Source organism: Gammaproteobacteria bacterium, from assembly GCA_030949385.1.
Classification (GTDB): Bacteria; Pseudomonadota; Gammaproteobacteria; order JAUZRS01; family JAUZRS01; genus JAUZRS01.
Map to the genome: position 1 here is coordinate 426,882 of JAUZSP010000006.1, position 21,714 is coordinate 448,595.

General features: G+C 51.6%; 11 protein-coding genes and 2 pseudogenes. All 13 read left to right on the forward strand.

Translation table 11 applies throughout. From position 1 onward, the window contains the following. Positions 1 to 53: 53 nt before the first annotated feature. The 13 genes and pseudogenes from Q9O24_09335 to miaA all read left to right on the forward strand — a co-directional run bounded on the left by Q9O24_09335 (position 54) and on the right by miaA (position 21,711). The gene (locus Q9O24_09335) at positions 54 to 3,416 is read left to right on the forward strand and encodes a FimV/HubP family polar landmark protein (GenBank protein MDQ7075335.1); all 3,363 of its coding nucleotides are present in this window, start codon (positions 54 to 56) and stop codon (positions 3,414 to 3,416) included. Positions 3,417 to 3,423: 7 nt separating this feature from the next. Continuing rightward, positions 3,424 to 4,113: a CbiQ family ECF transporter T component gene (locus Q9O24_09340; GenBank protein ID MDQ7075336.1), complete on the forward strand. Its 690-nt coding sequence runs from the start codon at positions 3,424 to 3,426 to the stop codon at positions 4,111 to 4,113. A gap of 49 nt (positions 4,114 to 4,162) precedes the next feature. After that, positions 4,163 to 4,948, forward strand: a complete 786-nt coding sequence (truA, locus tag Q9O24_09345; protein ID MDQ7075337.1) for a tRNA pseudouridine(38-40) synthase TruA — start codon at positions 4,163 to 4,165, stop codon at positions 4,946 to 4,948. 168 nt (positions 4,949 to 5,116) lie between these two features. Beyond that, the gene (locus tag Q9O24_09350) at positions 5,117 to 5,278 is read left to right on the forward strand and encodes a hypothetical protein (GenBank protein MDQ7075338.1); all 162 of its coding nucleotides are present in this window, start codon (positions 5,117 to 5,119) and stop codon (positions 5,276 to 5,278) included. A 208-nt stretch (positions 5,279 to 5,486) separates the two neighbouring features. After that, the gene (locus Q9O24_09355) at positions 5,487 to 9,557 is read left to right on the forward strand and encodes a DUF5011 domain-containing protein (protein MDQ7075339.1); all 4,071 of its coding nucleotides are present in this window, start codon (positions 5,487 to 5,489) and stop codon (positions 9,555 to 9,557) included. Between the two features lie 65 nt (positions 9,558 to 9,622). Beyond that, a complete protein-coding gene (gene dbpA, locus Q9O24_09360) occupies positions 9,623 to 11,011 on the forward strand; it encodes an ATP-dependent RNA helicase DbpA (protein MDQ7075340.1) in 1,389 nt (462 codons plus the stop codon). 15 nt (positions 11,012 to 11,026) lie between these two features. Beyond that, on the forward strand, positions 11,027 to 12,847 hold the full coding sequence (gene mutL / locus Q9O24_09365; GenBank protein ID MDQ7075341.1) for a DNA mismatch repair endonuclease MutL: 1,821 nt from the start codon (positions 11,027 to 11,029) through the stop codon (positions 12,845 to 12,847). Positions 12,848 to 12,930: 83 nt separating this feature from the next. After that, positions 12,931 to 14,487 (forward strand): type I restriction-modification system subunit M, encoded by a 1,557-nt coding sequence (locus tag Q9O24_09370; GenBank protein ID MDQ7075342.1) that lies wholly within the window; start codon positions 12,931 to 12,933, stop codon positions 14,485 to 14,487. Further along, positions 14,484 to 15,089, forward strand: a complete 606-nt coding sequence (locus tag Q9O24_09375) for a Fic family protein (protein MDQ7075343.1) — start codon at positions 14,484 to 14,486, stop codon at positions 15,087 to 15,089. Before Q9O24_09370 ends, Q9O24_09375 begins: the two co-directional genes overlap by 4 nt. Positions 15,090 to 15,091: 2 nt before the next feature. Continuing rightward, a pseudogene (locus tag Q9O24_09380) lies at positions 15,092 to 16,341 on the forward strand (restriction endonuclease subunit S). A 554-nt stretch (positions 16,342 to 16,895) separates the two neighbouring features. After that, on the forward strand, positions 16,896 to 17,426 hold the full coding sequence (locus Q9O24_09385; protein MDQ7075344.1) for a transposase: 531 nt from the start codon (positions 16,896 to 16,898) through the stop codon (positions 17,424 to 17,426). A gap of 196 nt (positions 17,427 to 17,622) precedes the next feature. Beyond that, a pseudogene (locus Q9O24_09390) lies at positions 17,623 to 20,728 on the forward strand (type I restriction endonuclease subunit R). Positions 20,729 to 20,775: 47 nt separating this feature from the next. Further along, complete coding sequence (gene miaA / locus Q9O24_09395) at positions 20,776 to 21,711, forward strand: tRNA (adenosine(37)-N6)-dimethylallyltransferase MiaA (GenBank protein ID MDQ7075345.1); 936 nt, start codon at positions 20,776 to 20,778, stop codon at positions 21,709 to 21,711. The last annotated feature ends 3 nt before the right edge of the window (positions 21,712 to 21,714 follow it).

The following is a 21,714-nucleotide window of genomic DNA, read 5'->3' on the forward strand; positions in this document are numbered from 1 at the left end:
ATTTGTTGTTGTCCTCTGGAACCCTTCAGGCCTTAGGGCTTGGGGAAATCGAGGTGAAATCGTCTCTAAATCAACGTCTGGATGCTCAAATTGAGCTGCTCTCTGTGCGCGGAGCAGAAACCGAAGAGATGATTGTGACCTTGGCCTCGGAAGATGCTTTTTCAAAGGCGGGTCTGGAGCGACCTCTCTTATTAACTCAATTGCGTTTCTCGGTACAGAATGATCTTCGCGGTAAACCCTATATTCAAGTCAGTAGCCAGAAGGCGGTGGTGGAGCCGTTTCTCAATTTTTTAATTGAGATTGATTGGCCTCGTGGCCGTTTGGTGCGTGAATACACCCTGTTATTAGACCCTCCTGTCTTTATGACTCAACCGCGTTCGCAAATGGGTGTGGTGTCAGCTCGGGTTGAGCCTGACTCCATGGCTCGACCTGCGCCAGCGATTCCTGCTCCGATTCGTCGTCCACAAGCCGCTTCTCCTGTTGTTGAGCGTGAATCCAATCAAGCTCAGGATCCTCGTCGTGGCACTCTGTTTGACCGCCGTAAGTCTCTGGCGGATCGTATGGAGCGTCAGCGTCGCGCTCGTGCGGCGGCTGCCGGTGAACGTTCTGTTGATAATGCGGCCACAGAACGTCGCAGTGTGCCGAGTACAATGGCCTCTGTGCCTCTGGCCAAAGAGTCTCGCAGCAGAGTGAATCCAGTTGAGTCTGAGACCGCTTCTGACTATGGTCCGGTGCGACGCCATGAAACGTTGTGGAAGATCGCCAGTGGTTCGCGTTCGTCAAATGTGTCAGTGCAACAGATGATGTTGGCCATTTTGCGCTACAACCCTCACGCCTTTATTGATGACAATATTAATTTTCTTAGAAGGGGGGTGGTCTTACGCATTCCCGATGCCGATGAGGCGCGTTCATTGACGGCAGGTGAAGCGATTGCCCAAGTTGGCGAACACAACACACTCTGGCGTGCTTTGGCAAGCCAAGGTAGAACAAAAGTCGCGACGGTTCGTAAACCAGCTAAAAAAATTCCAACTCCAATTAAAGTTGCTCCCAAAGACGTTGTTAAGGAACCTGCGGTTGTTGCTGAAAAATCGTTGTTCAAAGATCGCCTCTCGATTCAAGCGCCAGATAAAAACACGGCGGTAGAAAAATCCGATGACCGTACTCAGATTGCGGATAAGGAGCAGGCTCAAAAGTCCGGTGTGAGCACAACGGTTCGTTTTGCCAAGGAAGAGCTGACCTCGGAAAAATTGCGTAATCGTGAATTGCGTTCGCAGGTAGCTGAGTTGGAAAAAACCGCCAGCAAAATGGATCAGTTGGTCAGTGTGCAAGAGTCTGAATTGGCGGAGTTTCAGGCGCGTTTGAAACGCCTGCGCGAAGAGCGTGAGGCGGCTGAAGCGGCAAAAGAAAATGTTATTGAGCCGGTCGTGGTTGCTGAAGTAACCCCCGAGCCGGTGGTAATCGAACGTCAGGAAACGCCGGTTACAGAACAGGTTGAGGAAGATTTGCTTCCCAGCGAGCCATCGGTGCCAATGGGTAATGAGGAGCCCATTGTGGTTAAAGAAGAGCCTCTGCCTGAGTTAACCGCCGAGGAGCTGCAAGCCTCGAAAACATTGCCTAATTTACTGAATGCAGAACCTGAAGACGGTGTGTTTGATGGATTGTTGAAACGGCCACAACTGTTGATGTGGATTGGTGGAGGTGCGCTGCTTCTATTGCTGGCAGTCTGGATGGTACGTCGTAAAAAAATGGCAGAAGAGTCTGATGTTGATGCGGCTGATTTGAATCAATCGCAGCCGGTGTCGGATGCCGATGATGCGAACGCTGATGGTGAGATAGGCGCTGAGGATGAAGAGCCGAATTTTGATGAGGGTCATGGAGAGACCCAAGTTCTTGATCAAGATCAGATGGAAGACGTCACTCGTGAAGCTCGCGAAGCCCGAGTGCAAAATGAGCAAGAGGATTCCAGTGACTCTTTGGAGGCATTGGAGGACGAACTGCCCAAAGATGACACCATTGCCGAGGCTGATGTTTATTTGGCCTATGGATTGTATCCGCAGGCCGAGGATCTGCTCAAGGCGGCTCTGAGAGACAAACCTGATCGTCAGGAGTACCAAGAGAAGCTGTTAGAGACTTATTTTGCTTCGAAAAACATTCCTGCCTTTGAAGAGAGTGCGGCCTCCTTCAAAGAATCCTTGGGTGATGACAACAACTCTCTTTGGGAGCGAGTGGTGGTGATGGGCAAAGAGCTTTGCCCACGTAATGAATTGTTTGCCGGTGAAATCAGCACTGATGTTCAAGCGGCCGATTTAGCGCCGGTAAAACCTGAGAATGCGGATTTTGAGCTGGATGAAACGGACATTGCTGATGTCAGTGGTCTTGATTTCCGTCTTGAAGAGAGTTTGGCTGGAGAAGAGCTTAATCTAGATATCCCCGCAGATGATCTGAATGGATTGGATGATGATTTGGGTGATGCTTCGCTGAACGATGATTCATTATTGGAAGGCTTGGATGATACTCAGCTGAACGACGATGTTTTATTAGCGAGCATGGATAAAGATCCATTGAGTTTAGAAGAAGATGCGTTATTGGACGCTTCCATTGGCGACGGTTTAGAGCTGGATATGTCGGCTCTGGAACTGGACGATATGGGGCTTACTTCTGATGATTTACCCATGATTCCAGAGTTGGAAGAAAAAAATGTCGAATCGGAGTCTTCAGGGTTGCCAGTCAATGCAACGGGTATTATCGATCCTGATGATACGGATTTGCAAAAATTATTGAGCACCAATATGGATGAGACCGACCTCTCTCTCTCCACTAACATGCTTGACTCTTCTGGTTTTAACGATGAGTTGAGCCGTGAAGAGGACGAGTTATTGGATGGTTTGGATACTCAGGGCTTGGAAGGTCTGGATTTGGATTCTCTCGGGGGCAGCTTGGATGGTCTGGAGCCGTTGCCTGATTTGGATGAGTCCCAAGTTCTGCCTTCCTTGGAGGAGTCCCATGATGATTTGCCTTCACTGGATGAGTTGGAGGCAAGTTTGGGTGATGGGGATGAGACCTTGGTTGAAGGTCCTGAAGAGCTGGACGATGCGTTTATGGATGACAGCTTGCTGCTAGAGAGTATGGATGACAGCCTGCATCTGGACAGTGTGGCGGATTCGTTACGCATTGATGGCATGGATCAAACGATGGATGGTGCTTCGGGTTTTGATGCTGAGTTGGACGATGTATCAGACATCATTGATGATGTTGATGAAGTGGAGACGATGTTGGATATGGCGCAAGCCTATCTTGATATGGGTGATGCCGAGAGTGCGCAACACAGCTTAAAGGATGTCTTAGCATCTGAAAAGGTCACGGAACATCAAAAAAGTGTGGCTCAGGGGCTGTTGAAAAAGTTGTCGTCATCTTAACGATGTGATGATTAATCTGTCATTGCATCCGGGCATTAAGCTGTCTGCTTATCTGCTGTTTGCCATTAATTTGGTCTTGGGGGCATCCTTGCCCTTATTGCTGTTCTCATCTCTTTTGCTGCTGATGTTGGTGCATTTTGCGGCGATTTCGTGGCGTTTGCTGCTGCGTTCTTTGCTGCGTTTGCGCTGGTTGTTTCTCTCCATTTTGGTGCTGTACAGCTGGATGCAACCCAGTGGTTTGATGCATGACTCATGGGCTTGGTTGGCAGGCGTTTTGGCCGGTTTGCAATACTGTCTGATCTTGGCTCTGTTGGCGGTCAGTGTGGTGATTCTGCTGGAAACCACGCCACTGCCGCAGTTGGTTGAAGCCATTTATTGGTTGGTTATGCCGCTCTCTCTGCTGGGTTTGAAACGAGATACGTTGGCGCTGCGTTTGGCGCTGGTCATTGAGACTTTGGCGGACATGCGTCAGCGCTGGCAGTTGGAGTTGAAACCCGATCTGGCGGGGCTCTCTTTGATGGATAAAATAGCCGCTTATTTTGTGCATGCCTTTCGTTTGGCGTTACAGCAAGCCGATGTTTCTCCTATGCGACAGATTGAACTTTCTGGGAAAAGTAACCCGCCCTGGTGGCAGTGGCTTTTGCTGGTGTTATTGCTGTTGTTATTGCGTTGGGTCGCTGCTTTTTCTTTTGTGTAGGGTTTTTCTTCTTTCTCTGTTTTCAAATATCTAGGTTTAAAGAGTTGTAATGAAAATTGCCATGGGTGTTGAATACGATGGCAGTCATTTTTGTGGCTGGCAAAGTCAGGTCAAGCAGGTTGGTCTGCGTACGGTGCAGGGTGCAGTGGAGCAGGCGCTGGCCAAGGTGGCTGTTGAACCAGTGAAGGTGATTTGTGCGGGTCGAACGGATACCGGCGTGCATGCATTATCGCAAGTGATTCATTTTGAGACAGCGCTGGATCGTCCGTTAAAAGCGTGGTTAATGGGAGGTAATAGCCATTTGCCTGCGGATGTAAATTTTCTTTGGGCGCAGCCCGTGGCAGATGATTTTCATGCGCGTTTTAAGGCGACGGCCCGCAGTTATCGTTATGTTATTTTGAATCGTCCTATGCGTTCGGCACTGTTAAGAGATAAGGTGACTTGGGTTTATCGTCCATTAAATGCAGCATTAATGAATGAGGGTGCATGGCATCTGTTGGGTAAACATGATTTCACTTCATTTCGCTCTTGCTCTTGTCAGGCTTCTCACCCAAACCGTAGCATTCACAGTTTGATTGTCCATCGACAGGGGGATTATCTCTATATCGACATTACCGCCAATGCGTTTTTGCACAACATGGTGCGGATTATCAGCGGGGTGTTGTTGGCGGTGGGTAAGGGAGAGCGCCAACCGGAGTGGGTGGCGGATGTGTTAGCCGCGAAAGATCGAACTGTGGCGGGTATGACGGCTCCTGGGCGTGGGCTTTATTTTGTCTCACCTCGTTATCCGAGTGAGTATCATTTGCCGACCAAGGTGCATCTGCCTCATTTTTGAGCCAATTTTTAGCGTCAGTTATTTGTTAGAGGCCAAACGTAGACTTCACCTGTGCTTACGTCAGTGGGTTTACTACTAGGGATGTGGTGACAGCGTAAGTCGTCAGGGATGGCAAGGAGGATCTATAATGCCAAGGACGGCGCTCTATTTAATACAAGGAGATAATCAATGAGCTTTGCAAAATGGATGAGCTTATTTGGTCTCTTATTAACACTTTCGACATGGCAATACGTCAACACTTTGATGGCGACAACGTACGTTGGAAGCAGTGCCGAAAAAGTGCTGCAAGCTAAAAACATAAATGCACTAAATAAAAATGAGCTTAAATAAGTCAGTTTTATTTAACATCTTGCTTCTCTTCTTTACGATGCGGTTAAGATTAAATCATTGCTCCCGATAACAACTGTGATGCTGATCACACTTCCTATTTTTAGTGCTGCGTTTCTCCTCTCTACTCAGGTTTTTATCTGATGTTATCAAACAAAGTGTCTGCATTGATCCAAATTATCTCTGCCTGTTTATAATCAAGGAAAATACCATGATGGTTCGTTTTTCTACCTTAACTGTTTTGCTTTCGAGTTTGCTCTCGTCATTTTCCTTTGCCGGAATAATAACAACGGAGGCGGGGTCGGGGGTGGTTGCTGGTAATAGTGGTGACGGGGCTGCGGCAACCTCAGCTACCTTGAGCACGCCTTATGATACGGTTTTGGATGCTGCGGGTAATCTCTATATTGCAGATTCCGTTAATAGTCGGATTCGAAAAGTGAACGCCAGTGATGGCATTATTTCTACGCTTGTTGCTGGAATTAATGCCCCGCGTGGTTTGGCGATTAATGCGACGGATCTGTTTGTGAGCAGTTTTGGTAGCAATCAAGTCTTAAAAATTAACTTATTGACAAAGACTCTCAGCGTGATTGCAGGCACCGCTACAGCGGGTTTTTCCGGTGACGGTGCAGCGGCCAGCAGCGCTCAGTTGAACGGTCCCACGGGTCTTGCTCTTGATGCAGTAGGTGATCTGTATATTGCAGATGCGTTAAATAACCGCATTAGAAAAATTGCTTTAGTCAGCGGTTTGGGAGAGATAACAACGGTGTTAGGAGACGGTACAACCCCTGTTTTAAACTACCCTCAAGATGTTATTTTTGCTGTAAATGGCGATATGCTGATCGCCGATTCCTTTAATAATCGAGTGCAAAAAATAAGCGGTGCAACGATCTCCACCGTGGTGGGTGACGGTACGGCGGCTTCATCGGGAGACAGTGCTGGAGCTGTTGTGGGGTTGGCGACTTTGGCGCAAGTGAATAACCCAACGGGCTTGGCGTTGGATGCCAGCGGTAATGTGTATGTTTCAGAATACGACGGTCATCGAATTCGTAAAATTAATACAGCGGGGTTGATCTCTACCTTGGCGGGCAGCGGTATCGCTGGTTTTAGTGGGGATGGTGGCAGTGCGCGTTTGGCCACGTTGCGCTTGCCAACGGGGTTTGTGGTGGAGGCAGGAGTGCTGCATTTTGCCGACACCAATAATCATCGCATCCGCAAAATTGTTTTGGATACCACCCCAGCGACGCTGACCTTGACCATTGATAATAATTCGACCCACACAAATCAGACGACGCTGAGTTTGGGGGTGGTTTGTGATGATGGGACGGGCAGCGGTTGTGATTTGATGCGCATCAGCGAAGACGCTGGGGCGACGTGGACAAGCTGGCAGAGTTACGCTGCCACGCTCTCTTGGCCGCTGTTGGCAAATGTTGATGGCAGTAAAAATATGGCGGTGCAACTGCTGGATGCCGAAGGTAATTTAAGCGAAGCGAGCGCCTCGATTATTTTGGATACGCAAGCACCCTTGAATGCGCCTGTAATAGATTCTCCCATTAATGGTTCCAGCAGTAAAACCGCCAACAACACCATCAGCGGTACGGCGGAAGCGGGCGGTACGGTGGAGGTGCTGCTGGGCACCACCAATTTGGGTTTAATTTCTGCTGACCTCAGCGGAAACTGGGGTTTGAGTCATCTGTTTACCGAAGGGCAAAACTACTCTTTAACCGCTCAAGTGACCGATCTGGCGGGTAATATTGGCCCGACCTCAGCGGCAACGTTATTCAATGTGGATCTGAGCGCGCCGAGCATTGCCCTAAATGGCGGGGCGGTGACGGTGCAAGCGGATCCAGCGACCGGTGCGGTTTATAACGAACAGGGTGCGGTGGTCACAGATAATTTTGATACCTTAACCGCAATCATCGGCGGTACGGTTAACGTTGCCCTGCCAGGAGAGTACATTCTGAGCTACGATGCGAGCGATGCGGCAGGCAATGCGGCACCTCAAGTGACGCGCACGGTGACGGTGGTGGACAGCGTGGCACCGGTGATTACGATGACGGGGGCCAACATTGGCGCTCACGAAGCGGGAGCGACCTACACTGATGCTGGTGCAACGGCTCTTGACGGTCTGGATGGCGATATTAGCGCCAATATTAACGCGGTTAATTCTGTTGATATTACCCGCGTAGGAACCTATTCAGTCAGTTACGATGTCAGCGATGCCGCAGGCAATGCCGCTGCTCAAGCGAGTCGTTCGGTGACGGTGGTGGATACCACGCCGCCACTCATCACGCTCAACGGTGGAGCAACGGTGCAAGCAGAAGCGGGGCTGGCTTATGTGGATTTGGGTGCGACAACGAGTGACAACGCAGCGGCTGCCGTTACTTTAACGGACGACGCTAATGTGGTTAATACGGCTGTTTTGGGTACTTATACCGTCACTTACACCGCCACCGATGGCGCGGCTTTAAGCGCCACTTCAACACGAATTGTGAACGTCACCGATACCACCCTTCCAATCATTACTCTAACCGGCGGTACGGCCATCCAAATTGAGGCAACACCAACAGATACCTATGCTGATCCCGGTTTTAGTGCCACGGACAGTTTTGATGCCGCCTTGCCTGCGGCAACGGTTAGCGGTGCCGTACCCGACTCTTCTGTACCGAATATTTATAACGTCAACTACGATGTCAGCGATGCCTCTGGCAATGCTGCCTTGCAAGTGACTCGTCAAGTGACGGTTTCCGACACCACGGCTCCGCTTATCTCGGTGGTGGTGCCCGCAGGCCAAACCACCTCCACGGTTAATTTGTTGGTGGGCGATCTCTACAGCGATGTGGGAGCAACGGCAGATGACAGTTTTGATGGCGTAGTGACGATCATCAGTGATGCCGCTGCGGTGGTTAATACAGCCGTGGCAGGGTCTTACAGTGTGACTTACACCTCAACGGATGCCGCTGGCAATGTCGCTACGGCGACACGACAGGTGAATGTACTCAGTGATCAACCGGTGATTTCCTTGATCGGTGCAACTACGGTGAGTGTTGAAGCGGGCAGCACCTACATAGATTTGGGTGCGACGGCGTTTGATAACGTCGATGGCAACATCAGTACGAATATCAGCATTGCCAATAGCGTTAATACAGCCGCCATTGGCAGTTACAGCGTCACCTACAACGTCAGCGATGCCGCAAATAACGCCGCTGTTGCGGTGACTCGGATCGTCAATGTGCTGGACAGCATTGCTCCTACCTTGGTACGCAATGGGGGCGATATTCTTAATCTGAGCGCCGGTTCGGTTTACACCGATGCGGGAGCGGTGGCTACCGATGCGTTTGAGGGCGACATCAGTGCCTCTATTGTGGTGAACAACCCCGTTGATACCGCTGTGCCTGGGGTGTACAGCGTGGTTTATAACGTCAGTGATGCCAGTGGTAATGCCGCTCAAAGCGTGAGTCGAACGGTGGTGGTGTTGGACAAAGATAAGCCGGTCATTGGGGTTGCAGGGGGAGTGACTGCGTTGACCCATGAGGCAGGCAGTGCCTTTGTTGTGCCGAGCGCGACGGCCAGTGATGCCATCGAGGGTGATTTGAGTGGCTCAATTGTGGTCACCAGCACGGTGAATGAACAGCTGCCTGGGCGTTATGTGGTGATCTACACGGTACAAGATTCCACCGGCAACAGCGCCCAAACCAGCGTGACGGTGACCGTCGAGGACAGCACCGCCCCGACGATCACGCTGCTGGGCAACGCGGCTTTGAGTATCGAGTTTGGCTCTACTTATGTTGATGCTGGTGCCACTGCCAGCGACATCGTGGATGGCAATATCAGTGCAAATGTGAGTGTTGTAAATGGGGTTGATACGGCGGTTCTCGGCGTACAGAGCGTTGAATACGCCAGTGTGGATCGAGCCGGTAACACCGCTCAGTTGTCACGCACGGTGACGGTGGTGGATACCACCCCGCCAAGCTTGACGCTCTCCAGCAACGCTTTGAGTTTAGTGAAAGGCGACAATTACATCCAACCCAACATCATCGCTGTGGATGCTGTGGATGGCATGTTGGCTCCCGCTAATATTGCTGTAACGGGCAGTGTGGACAGCAACCAAGTGGGGGTTTACAGCATTACGGTAATTGCCACCGATGCGGTGGGTAATGCCTCAGCGCCGCAAACCTTGGTGGTGACGGTGGTTGATTCTGCCTCCATCAGCGGTGGTGGTGGCGCGTTGAGCTGGTGGCTGATGGCGTTGATGTTGGGTTTTCGGCTTAGAAAACGCACTTAAACCGGTTTTTTTGCTTTAATCCCCCCCTCCATGCTAGCGTGCGCGCACTTAGTAGGAGTCTTACCGTGACCGCAGTCGATTTTTCCAGTCTTAAACTCAACCCCTCCCTGATCAGTAACCTTGATTCATTGGGTTATCAGAAGATGATGCCGATTCAGGCCGAAAGCCTGCCACCCATTTTAGCGGGCAAAGATGTGATTGCCCAAGGCAAAACCGGCTCGGGTAAAACCGCTGCTTTTGGTCTTGGGTTGCTTAATAAACTGGAGGTGAAACGCTTTCGGATTCAAGCTCTGCTGCTCTGCCCGACCCGTGAGTTGGCGGACCAGGTGGCGGTGGAGATTCGCCGTTTGGCGCGCAGCATTCACAACATCAAAGTGCTGACCCTCTGCGGTGGCAAACCCTTTGGCCCACAAGTGGGTTCCTTGGAGCACGGCGCGCACATCATTGTCGGCACCCCAGGGCGGGTGGAGGATCACTTGCGTCGAGGCACGTTGAAATTGACTCACGTCGATACCTTGGTGCTGGACGAAGCGGATCGCATGTTGGACATGGGGTTTCAGGAGTCGCTGGATTTTATTATTGAGCAGATCCCCGAACAGCGCCAAACGCTGCTCTTCAGTGCCACCTACCCCGAGCGAATTCGCTCCATTGCCGAACGCATTATGCACGATCCCTTGATGGTCAAAGTGGAGGGCAGCCACGATAACGAAACCATAGCGCAGACCTTTTACCAAGTGGCCGAAGACGCTGATCGCCTTGATGCTCTGCATCTGCTGCTGCAACTGCATCGCCCCCCCAGTGCTTTGGTGTTTTGCAACACCCGCAAGGAGGTGCAAGAAGTGGCCAACGCCCTGAATCGTCTCGGTTTTAGCGCCTTGGCGTTGCACGGCGAGCTGGAGCAGCGGGATCGAGATCAGGCGCTGGTGCGTTTTGCGAATAAAAGCATCTCCATTTTGGTGGCCACCGATGTGGCGGCGCGGGGCTTGGACATTGAGGCGCTGGATGCGGTGTTTAATTACCATCTGGCTCATGAGCAAGAGGTGCATCTGCATCGGGTCGGGCGTACTGGGCGTGCCGGTGGTAAAGGCATCGCCGCGACGATTTACAGTGAAGCAGAGGCGTATCGAATCGCGGCGCTGGAGGTGTATTTGGATCGCAACGTGGAGCGGGCTGTGCTGCCCGATGTGGCTTTGTTGCAGGCCGAAGCCTATTCGGCAGAGATGGTCTGTTTGCAGATTGATGGCGGTAAAAAACAGAAAGTGCGCCTGGGTGATATTTTAGGTGCCTTGACCGCAGGCAAGGGCATCGAAGGCAGCGCCGTGGGCAAAATTCATCTTTTCCCCAGTTGGGCGTATGTGGCGGTGAAACGCAGCGTGGCCAATATGGCACTGAAAAAACTCTCCACTGGCAAGCTGAAAGGGCGTTCGTTTCGGGTACGCCAAATCGGTCATTAGAAGAGACAGCCTGTTATGCGAATCAAATCTCTGCCGGATCAACTGATCAATCAAATTGCCGCCGGAGAGGTGGTGGAGCGTCCCAGCGCGGTGGTCAAAGAGCTGTTGGAAAACAGCTTGGATGCCGGTGCGGATCAGGTCTCGATAGAGATTGAGCAGGGCGGTGTGCGGCTGATTAAGATCCGTGATAACGGTTCGGGCCTGCATCACGATGATCTGAGTTTGGCGTTGTCGCGCCACGCCACCAGTAAAATCGGTTCGCTGGACGATCTGGAGCAGGTGGCCAGTTTGGGTTTTCGCGGCGAGGCTTTGCCCAGCATTGCTTCGGTTTCGCGCCTGACCTTGACCTCCCGCAGTGCGGCCAGCGAACAGGCGTGGGTTTTGGAAGGCGAGGGTCGAGAGCGGTTGCCGGAGGTGAAACCGGCCTCTCATCCTCTGGGCACGACGCTGGACGTGCGCGATCTGTTTTTTAATGTTCCGGCGCGGCGGAAATTTCTTCGCGCTGAAAAGACCGAATTTGGTCACATTGATACGGTGGTCAAACGCATCGCCCTGAGCCGTTTTGATGTCGCCTTTCGTCTCAGCCACAACGGTCGCCAGTTGTTTCAGTGGCCGGTGTCCGACTCCACTTTGGGCAGTGAGCGGCGGGTGGCGGGGGTCTGCGGTGAGGCCTTTATGCAGGCGGCGCGTTTTTTTGAGCACGATGCCGCTGATCTAAAACTGTGGGGCTGGTTGGCGTTGCCGAGTTTTTCCCGCAGCCAAGGGGACATGCAGCACTTTTACGTCAATGGGCGCGTGGTGCGCGACAAGGTGATCAGCCACGCCGTGCGCCAAGCCTATGCCGATGTGCTCTACCACGGTCGCCAACCGGCTTTTGTGCTGTTTTTGGAGCTGGATCCGCGCAGTGTGGATGTCAATGTTCATCCGAGCAAACACGAGGTGCGTTTTCGGGATTCGCGCCGTCTGCATGAGTTTATTCGTCGCACTCTGAAAAAAGTGTTGGCCGACTCGCGGGTGGGGGAGAGTGAGGCGGCGGTGCTGAAAGCCACGCCGTTGCAACAAGCTTCTGAGCCGTTGCCGCGTTTGAGCCAGCAGAGTGCCTTGACGTTGCCCAGTGTAAAACCTTCCCCTTCACCTTCTCAGTTGGCCAGTCAAAGCAGGCTTTACTCTGAGTTGGCAAAATCGCTGCCATTTGAAAAAAAGGGTGAAAAAAACCAGATTCTGGAACCGAAATTGGCCGTGCAGCAAGAGGAGCACCCTTTGGGTTACGCGCTGGCGCAGCTGCATGGGGTCTATATTGTGGCGCAAAACAACGACGGTTTGATTTTGGTGGACATGCACGCCGCGCACGAGCGCATCACTTATGAGCGCCTGAAAACCGCTTACGCCGAGCAGGGCATTGCTCGTGAACCGTTGCTGGTGCCGTTGAGTTTGAATCTCAGTGAGGCCGAAGTGAACGCCGCTGAGCAGCATCAATCAGTGTTCAGTGAGTTGGGTTTTGAGCTGGATTGCATCGGCGCAGAGCAGCTGCGTATTCGCCAGATTCCGGCGCTGCTGCACGGCAGCGAGGTGGAAAAATTGGTGCAGGATGTGTTGGCGGATCTGCTTATGTTTGGTGAGACGGAGCGCATTCAAGCGGCCATGAACGAGGTGCTTTCTACCATGGCTTGTCACGGTTCGGTGCGCGCCAATCGGCAATTGAATCTAAGCGAGATGAACGCTCTGTTGCGCGACATGGAGCAGACGCAGCGCAGCGGCCAGTGCAATCACGGTCGTCCCACTTGGACGCTGCTTTCCATGCAGGAGCTGGATACGCTCTTTTTGCGCGGACGGTGAACGTGTTGTGAAATGTTGGGGTTATCACCCCAACCTACGCATTGAATTATCCATTTTCACTCGATTAAATCAAGGTTAACGCTATGACCAGCACCCAGCAATTTGACGAATTAAAACGACGCATCTGGCAGATTGCCAATGACGTGCGCGGTACCGTGGACGGATGGGACTTCAAGCAGTATGTGCTTGGCGCGCTTTTCTACCGCTTTATCAGTGAGAACTTCGCTCGCTACATCGAAGGCGGTGACGAGAGCATCGACTACGCTGAGCTTGGCGATGATGTCATCACCGATGAGATCAAAGAGGATGCGATCAAGACCAAGGGCTATTTCATCTACCCCAGCCAGCTCTTTTCCAATGTCGTTGCCAAAGCGAACGGCAACGAAGATCTCAATACGGATCTAAAGACGATCTTCACCGCCATTGAAAGCTCGGCCATGGGTTACGCCTCTGAGGAGGACATCAAAGGGCTGTTTGATGATTTCGACACCACAAGCAACCGCTTGGGCAGAACGGTCAAAGACAAGAACACTCGCCTTAGTGCCGTGTTGAAAGGGGTGAACGATCTCGACTTTGGTCACTTTGAGGACAACGAGATTGACCTCTTTGGCGATGCTTACGAATACCTGATCGGCAACTACGCCGCCAATGCGGGCAAGTCGGGGGGCGAGTTCTTCACCCCTCAGCATGTCTCCAAACTCATTGCCCAGATCGCCATCCACGGGCAGACGAGCGTCAACAAGGTGTACGACCCCGCCGCAGGTTCCGGCTCCCTTCTCTTGCAGGCGAAGAAGCACATGGATGACCACTTGATTGAGGAGGGTTTTTTTGGTCAGGAGATCAATCACACGACCTACAATCTCGCGCGGATGAACATGTTCTTGCACAACGTGAACTACGATAAGTTCAACATGCAGTTGGGCAACACCCTGACCGAACCCCACTTCCGCGAGGATAAGCCCTTTGATGCCATTGTCTCGAATCCACCTTATTCGGTGAAGTGGATCGGCAGCGATGATCCCACGCTCATCAATGACGAGCGTTTTGCGCCCGCCAGTGTGCTGGCTCCCAAGTCCAAGGCCGATTTTGGCTTTGTCATGCACTGCCTCAATTACCTCTCCAGCAAGGGACGGGCGGCCATCGTCTGCTTTCCGGGGATTTTTTACCGAGGTGGTGCAGAGAAAAAAATCCGCCAATACCTCGTTGAGAACAACTTTGTCGAGAGCGTCATTTCACTGGCTCCGAATCTCTTCTACGGCACCACCATTGCCGTGAACATTCTCGTGCTCTCCAAGCACAAGAGCGACAGCACCGTTCAGTTCATTGATGCCTCTGGTGAGGGTTTTTTCAAGAAAAGCACCAACAACAACCTGATGACCGATGCCCACGTCGCAGAGATTGTGAGACTCTTCGATCAAAAAGAAGCGGTCGAGTACGTTGCTCAGTCGGTGCGGATGGAAAAGATCGCAGAGAATGACTTTAATCTTTCCGTCAGCTCCTATGTGGAGGCCAAGGACACCCGTGAAAAAATTGATATTACTGAACTTAATGCCGAGCTAAAAACCACCGTGACTAAGATCGACGGCCTGCGCCGCGACATCGAGGTGATCGTTGCGGAAATCGAAGGCGCGCAGGCATGATTTTGGAAAACAAATTAGGCATCAGCGATCAGGTCGAGTTGGCAAAAGCGGAAGAAAAAATCAGCAAGCAAAAGGCCAGACAGCTTTTTGACTCTGGTGATATTGAAAAGGTAGAAACAGGAACCTTCAAAGGGCTGGCCTTTGTCCATGCCTATTTGTTTGATGATATTTATGCGTTTGCGGGCAAAATCCGTGGGGTGAATATCGCCAAGGGCAATTTTCGTTTTGCGCCGCTGATGTATCTTGAGCCATCGCTGCAACACATCGACAGTCTGCCCCAAGGCAGCTTTGATGAGATCATTGAAAAATACGTTGAAATGAACATCGCCCACCCTTTTCGTGAGGGCAATGGCAGAGCCACCCGCATCTGGCTGGATTTGATGCTTAAAACAGCACTCAAACAGGTGATTGATTGGAATCAGGTGGATAAAGAGGATTATCTCTCCGCGATGGAGCGCAGTGTGGTGAAGGACATTGAAATCAAAACCCTGCTAAAAACAGCCCTGACCGACCGGATTAATGACCGCGCCCTGTTCATGAAAGGCATTGATGTCAGTTATTATTATGAAGGCTATAGCCAATTCAAAACGGAGGAGCTTTAGCCATGAGTGAACTGAATTTTCTGGACAAGCTGCTGGATGGGGTTGAGGTGGAATGGGTGGCTTTGGGGGAGGTAACGCAATATGAGCAGCCTACTAAATATCTCATTAAAGATAAAAACTACAATGAAGATTTCAAAACCCCTGTTTTGACAGCAGGTAAGACTTTTATTCTTGGTTACACAGATGAATTAGATGGAATCCCTAGTCGAAGCATCAAAAGACTGCCTGCAATCATTGTTTGATAATTCGACGACGGCTAATAAGTTGGGTTGATTGCTGATTATTACAGGCTAAATCTTCCGCAATGAAGATGATTACATCGAATGATGAGGCCAATGTTTTTCTTAAGTATGTATATTACTAGTATGAGCACTACTGCCTAGCGGTTTGAGTACATGAAGAATGCATAATGCGCTCAGATATCGGATTACGCACGATTATTAAATAAGTACCAAATCCCCATTCCCTGCCCAAACAACCCTGAGAAATCGCTGGCGATCCAAGCGGAAATCGTCCGCATCTTGGACACCTTCACCGAGCTTACAGCCGAGCTTACAGCCGAGCTTACAGCCCGAAAAAAGCAATACAACTACTACCGCGACCAGCTACTCACCTTTGAAGACGGTGAGGTGGAGTGGAAGACTTATGGGAAGGAGGTGGCGGGAATTCATTCGTGGTGGAGGCTTACAGAAAAAAGATTTTACTGATACGGGTGTTGGCTGTATTCACTATGGACAAATTTACACGCACTACGGCACGTATACAGATAAGACTAAAACTTACGTATCAAAAGAATTTTTCAAGAAAGCTCGAAAAGCTAAAACAGGCGACTTAGTTATAGCTACAACAAGTGAAACCGATGAAGATGTCTGTAAAGCTGTTGCTTGGCTTGGGAGTAAAGATATTGCAATAAGTAGCGATGCTTGTATTTATAGGCATACTTTAAACCCCAAATACGTTGCTTACTTTTATCAGACAGAACAATTTCAAAAACAAAAAATAAAATATATTACAGGCACAAAAGTAAGGCGAGTGAATGCTGATAATTTAGCTAAGATGTTGATCCCTGATCCCTTCCCTTGCCGAACAAGCCCGCATCGTCGCCATTCTCGACAAGTTCGACACCCTGACCCATTCCATCAGCGAAGGTCTCCCTCGGGAAATCGAGCTGCGCCAAAAGCAATACGAGTATTACCGCGACTTGTTGCTGAACTTCCCGAAACCCGAACCCCAAACAGAGAACGTTGCTTGAGATAAACTCGTTCCCACGCTCCCGCGTGGGAATGCCTACGGAGCCACAGGAAGCACGGATGGCGTAAAGATCAACAGTCGTCTGCATTCCCACCGAGGACGGTGGGAACGAGGAACGACATCGTTTCGGTGACTTCGGGGAATTTGCGCCGCGACCTTTAAACTCGTTCCCACGCTCCCGCGTGGGAATGCCTACGGAGCCACAGGAAGCACGGATGGCGTAAAGATCAACAGTCGTCTGCATTCCCACCGAGGACGGTGGGAACGAGGAACGACATCGTTCCGGTGACTTCGGGGAATTTGCGCCGCGACCTTCAAACTCGTTCCCACGCTCCCGCGTGGGAATGCCTACGGAGCCACAGGAAGCACGGATGGCGTAAAGATCAACAGTCGTCTGCATTCCCACCGAGGACGGTGGGAACGAGGAAACGACATCGTTTCGGTGACTTCGGGGAATTTGCGCCGCGACCTTTAAACTCGTTCCCACGCTCCCGCGTGGGAATGCCTGAACCCCAAACAGAAAACGTTTAAACTCGTTCTTACGGAGCTTAATCAATGGGCAGAAGCCGCTATAAAATCACTGATCCACAGCAACCGCACTTTGTCACCCTGACAGTGTTGCACTGGATACCTGTCTTCACACGCCCAGAAAGTGTCAATATCTTGCTCGACTCTCTACGATTTTTAAGCAAAGATGGCCTTAAAGTGTACGCATGGGTGGTATTAGAAAACCATTGTCACTTTGTGTTGCAAAGCAAAGCCTTAGACCATGATATTGCCCGATTGAAATCATGGACGGCGAAAAACCTGATTCAATATCTTGCTGCACATAATGTCAGGCAAATTCTGGATCAGCTGGCTTTTTATAAAAAAGCACATAAAGGTGATCGTGCCTACCAGTTTTGGCAAGAGGGTGTCCATCCTGAGCTGATTCAAGGGGAAAATATGATGCGACAGAAGATTGACTATATTCATCAAAATCCAGTCAAACGGGGTTATGTTGATCAAGCAGAGCATTGGCGTTATTCCAGTGCGAGGGATTATGCCGATGTGCCTGGATTGCTAGAGGTTAGTACAGCATGGTAGCTGAGTCTGCATTCCCACGCGGGAGCGTGGGAACGAGGGATGCGGGATGCGGGATGCGGGATGCGGGATGCGGGATGCGGGATGCGGGATGCGGGATGCGGGATGCGGGATGCGGGATGCGGGATGGGGATGCGGGAGCGTGGGGATGCGGGAGCGTGGGAACGAGGGAAAAAATCATTAGAAATGGACAACGACAATGACTGACTACAAGACCATCGCAGAATCCAATAACTTCATCGTTCTCGATAAATACAGCAAAACTTCGCAGGTGGCTGAAAGCTATCAAAGTGAATATGATCTGGAGCGGGAATTTATCGGCGACCTGATGGATCAGGGCTACCGCTACGCCACAGAAATCCGCACCCCCGAGGCAATGCTGGCCAATGTCCGCATTCAGCTAGAAGAGCTGAATCAGGTGCGCTTCAGCGACGCTGAATGGCGGCGATTTGTAGAACAATACCTCGACCCAGCCCGTGAAAACAGCACGGACAAAGCCCGAAAAATCCATGATGACTACATCCATGACTTTGTTTTTGATGACGGCCACATCGAGAACATTTATTTGCTGGATAAAAAGCATGTGCTCAACAACACGCTTCAGGTCATCAAACAGTTTGAGCAAACGGGCAGCCACGCCAACCGCTACGATGTCACCCTGCTGGTCAATGGGCTGCCCCTGGTGCAGGTCGAGCTAAAAAAACGCGGCGTGGCGATTCGTGAAGCCTTTAACCAAGTACACCGTTACAGCAAAGAGAGCTTCAATTCAGAAAACTCCCTCTACAAGTATCTGCAACTGTTCGTGATCTCCAATGGCACCGACAGCCGCTACTTTGCCAACACGACCAAGCGGGATAAAAACAGCTTCGACTTCAGCATGAACTGGGCGAAGGCGGACAACTCGCTGATCAAAGACCTGAAGGACTTTACCGCGACCTTTTTCCAGAAACACACCTTGCTGGAAGTGCTCTTGAAGTATTCCGTCTTCGGGGCGGACAACACCCTGCTGGTGATGCGCCCTTATCAGATTGCCGCAACCGAACGCATTCTGTGGAAGACCAAGAGTGCTTACGAGGCGAAGAACTGGAGCAACACCGAGAGTGGCGGCTTCATCTGGCACACCACCGGATCAGGCAAGACCCTCACCAGCTTCAAGGCGGCGCGTTTGGTCACCGAGCTGGATTTTGTCGATAAGGTGTTCTTCGTGGTGGATCGCAAAGACCTCGATTACCAGACGATGAAGGAATACCAACGCTTCTCTCCCGATAGCGTCAACGGCTCCGAAAACACGGCAGGTCTGAAGCGGAACATGGAGAAAGACGATAACAAGATCATCGTCACCACCATCCAGAAGCTCAACAATCTGATGCGGGGGGATCGCGACTTAGCCGTCTACCACAAGCAGGTGGTTTTTATCTTCGATGAGTGTCACCGCAGTCAATTCGGTGAGGCGCAGAAGAACCTGCAAAAGAAGTTCAAGCGGTATTACCAATTTGGTTTCACCGGCACGCCGATCTTTCCAGCAAACGCCTTGGGAGCCGAAACCACCGGCAGCGTCTTCGGGCGGGAGCTGCACGCTTACGTCATTACCGATGCCATTCGTGACGAGAAGGTGCTGAAGTTCAAGGTGGACTACAACGATGTGCGGCCTCAGTTCCAAGCCATCGAGACGGAGCAGGAGGGGGGAAAGCTCAGCGCAGAGGAGAATACGCAGCTGCTGCTGCACCCTGATCGGATTGGTGAGATCTCGGCTTACATCCTTAGGAATTTCTCCCTGAAGACCCATCGTGCCCACATGGGAGCCAAGGGCTTTAATGCGATGTTTGCCGTGAGCAGTGTGGATGCCGCCAAGGCGTATTACGAAGCCTTCCGTGAGCTGCAAACAGAGGTGGAAGAGAAGAAACGTCTCAGGGTCGCCACCATTTTCTCTTTTGCGGCCAACGAGGAACAGGATGCGGTGGGTGACATTCCCGACGAGAGCTTCGAGGTGTCGGCCATGAACAGCAGCGCCAAGGAATTCCTCAGTGCTGCCATTGGCGACTACAACGCGGCGTTCAAGACCAACTACGGGGTGGACAGCACGGGTTTTCAAAACTACTACCGCGATCTTGCTCAGCGGGTGAAGAAACAGGAGGTGGATTTGCTGATCGTGGTGGGGATGTTCCTGACCGGTTTCGATGCCCCGACCCTCAACACGCTTTTTGTCGATAAGAACCTGCGTTATCACGGACTTTTGCAGGCGTTTTCGCGCACCAATCGGATTTATGATGCCACCAAGACCTTTGGCAACATCGTGACCTTCCGTGATCTGGAGCAGAATACGGTTGATTCGATCACGCTTTTCGGCAATGCGAACACCAAAAATGTGGTGTTGGAAAAGAGCTACAAGGAATACATGCAGGGCTTTACCGACATCGCCACCGGCAAGGCGTGTCGTGGGTATGTGGAGGTGGTCAACGAGCTGCAAAGCCGTTTTCCCAATCCGGCTGAGATCGTCAAAGAGCAGGACAAAAAGGCGTTCGTGAAACTGTTCGGAGAATACCTGCGGGTGGAAAATGTGCTGCGCAATTACGATGAGTTTACCGGATTGACGGCCTTGCAAGCGCTCAATCTGGACGATGGGGCCGCGGTCGAGGCGTTTAAGGCAAAGCACTACCTGAGCGATGGCGACCTGGAGGCGATGCAGAAAATCGACGTGCCCTCTGAGCGATTGGTGCAAGATTACCGTTCGACCTACAATGACACCCGCGACGGGTTACGGCGTCAGAAGGACGGGCAGCAGAAGGTCGAATCGAGCGTTGATTGGGATGATGTGGTCTTTGAGGTGGATCTGTTGAAATCCCAAGAGATCAATCTCGATTACATTCTGGAACTGATCTTTGAGCACAACAAAAAGGCCAAGAACAAGGATGACCTCATTGATGAAGTGAGGCGGGTGATTCGAGCCAGCATCGGCAGCCGAGCAAAAGAAGGGTCTGGTTGTTGACTTCATTAATCAAACCGATCTCGATGAAATCGGCGACAAGGCGAACGTCATCGACGTGTTTTTCAGCTTTGCCCAAGCGGAACAAAAGCGCGAAGCCGAGGAGCTGATCCAGAGCGAGGCGCTGAATCAGGAGGCGGCCAGACGTTATATCAAAGCGTCCTTAAAGCGTGAATACGCGACCGAAAACGGCACGGCACTCAATGCCACTCTGCCAAAAATGAGCCCACTTAATCCGCAATACAAAACGAAGAAGCAAATCGTGTTTGAGAAGATCTCCGCCTTTGTGGAGAAGTTCAAAGGGGTCGGTGGGCAGGTTTAGGGGTGTTCATTATCCCGAATTGAAGTGATGAGTTTATTGAGGTACGAATGACGGCTTTAACAACAGAGGATAAACGCCCTCTGGCTCTTTTTATTATGGGGCCAACGGCGGCGGGTAAAACCGCTTTGGCGGTGGAGCTGGTGCAGCGTCTGCCTTGTGACATCATCAGCGTTGATTCGGCGATGGTTTATCGCGGCTTGGATATTGGCGCGGCCAAACCCGATGCGGCAACGTTGGCGCGTGCGCCGCACCGCCTGATTGATCTGCTTGATCCCAGCGAGGCTTATTCGGTGTCGCGTTTTTGTGCCGATGCCCGCGCCGAGATGGATCAGATCGTCGCTCGGGGGCGTATTCCGCTGCTGGTGGGCGGCAGTATGCTCTATTTTCGGGCGTTGGAATTGGGTCTCTCACCGCTGCCCAAGGCCGATGCTGGGGTGCGTGCGGAGTTGAATCGAGAGATTGAACAGCGGGGGTTAGCGGCACTGCATGGGGAGTTGGCGCAGGTTGATCCTGTTGCGGCAGAGCGCATTCACAGCAACGATTCGCAGCGCATTCAGCGGGCGCTGGAGGTGTGGCGTTTGACGGGCAAAACGCTCACGCAGTTGCAGCAACAGGCGGGAGAGGCGTTGCCGTTTCGATTGCTGAAATGGGCGCTCTCACCGCCGGATCGTGCGGTGCTGCATCAGCGCATTGCGCAGCGTTTTGAGCGGATGTTGGCGCAGGGGTTTGTAGACGAGGTGCGGGAGTTGAAAGCACGCCCCGAGCTGAATTTGGATCTGCCTTCCATGCGCGCCATCGGTTATCGTCAGGTGTGGCAGCACCTCGACGGTGAGTTGAATGAGGCGGAGCTGTTGGAGCGCGGTATTATCGCCACTCGCCAGTTTGCTAAGCGGCAATTGACGTGGTTGAGAAGTTACCCTGAGGTGGTGTTTTATGATCCAGAAAATTTGGATTATGAGGTTTTGTTGCGGCAGATTGTGTAGGGG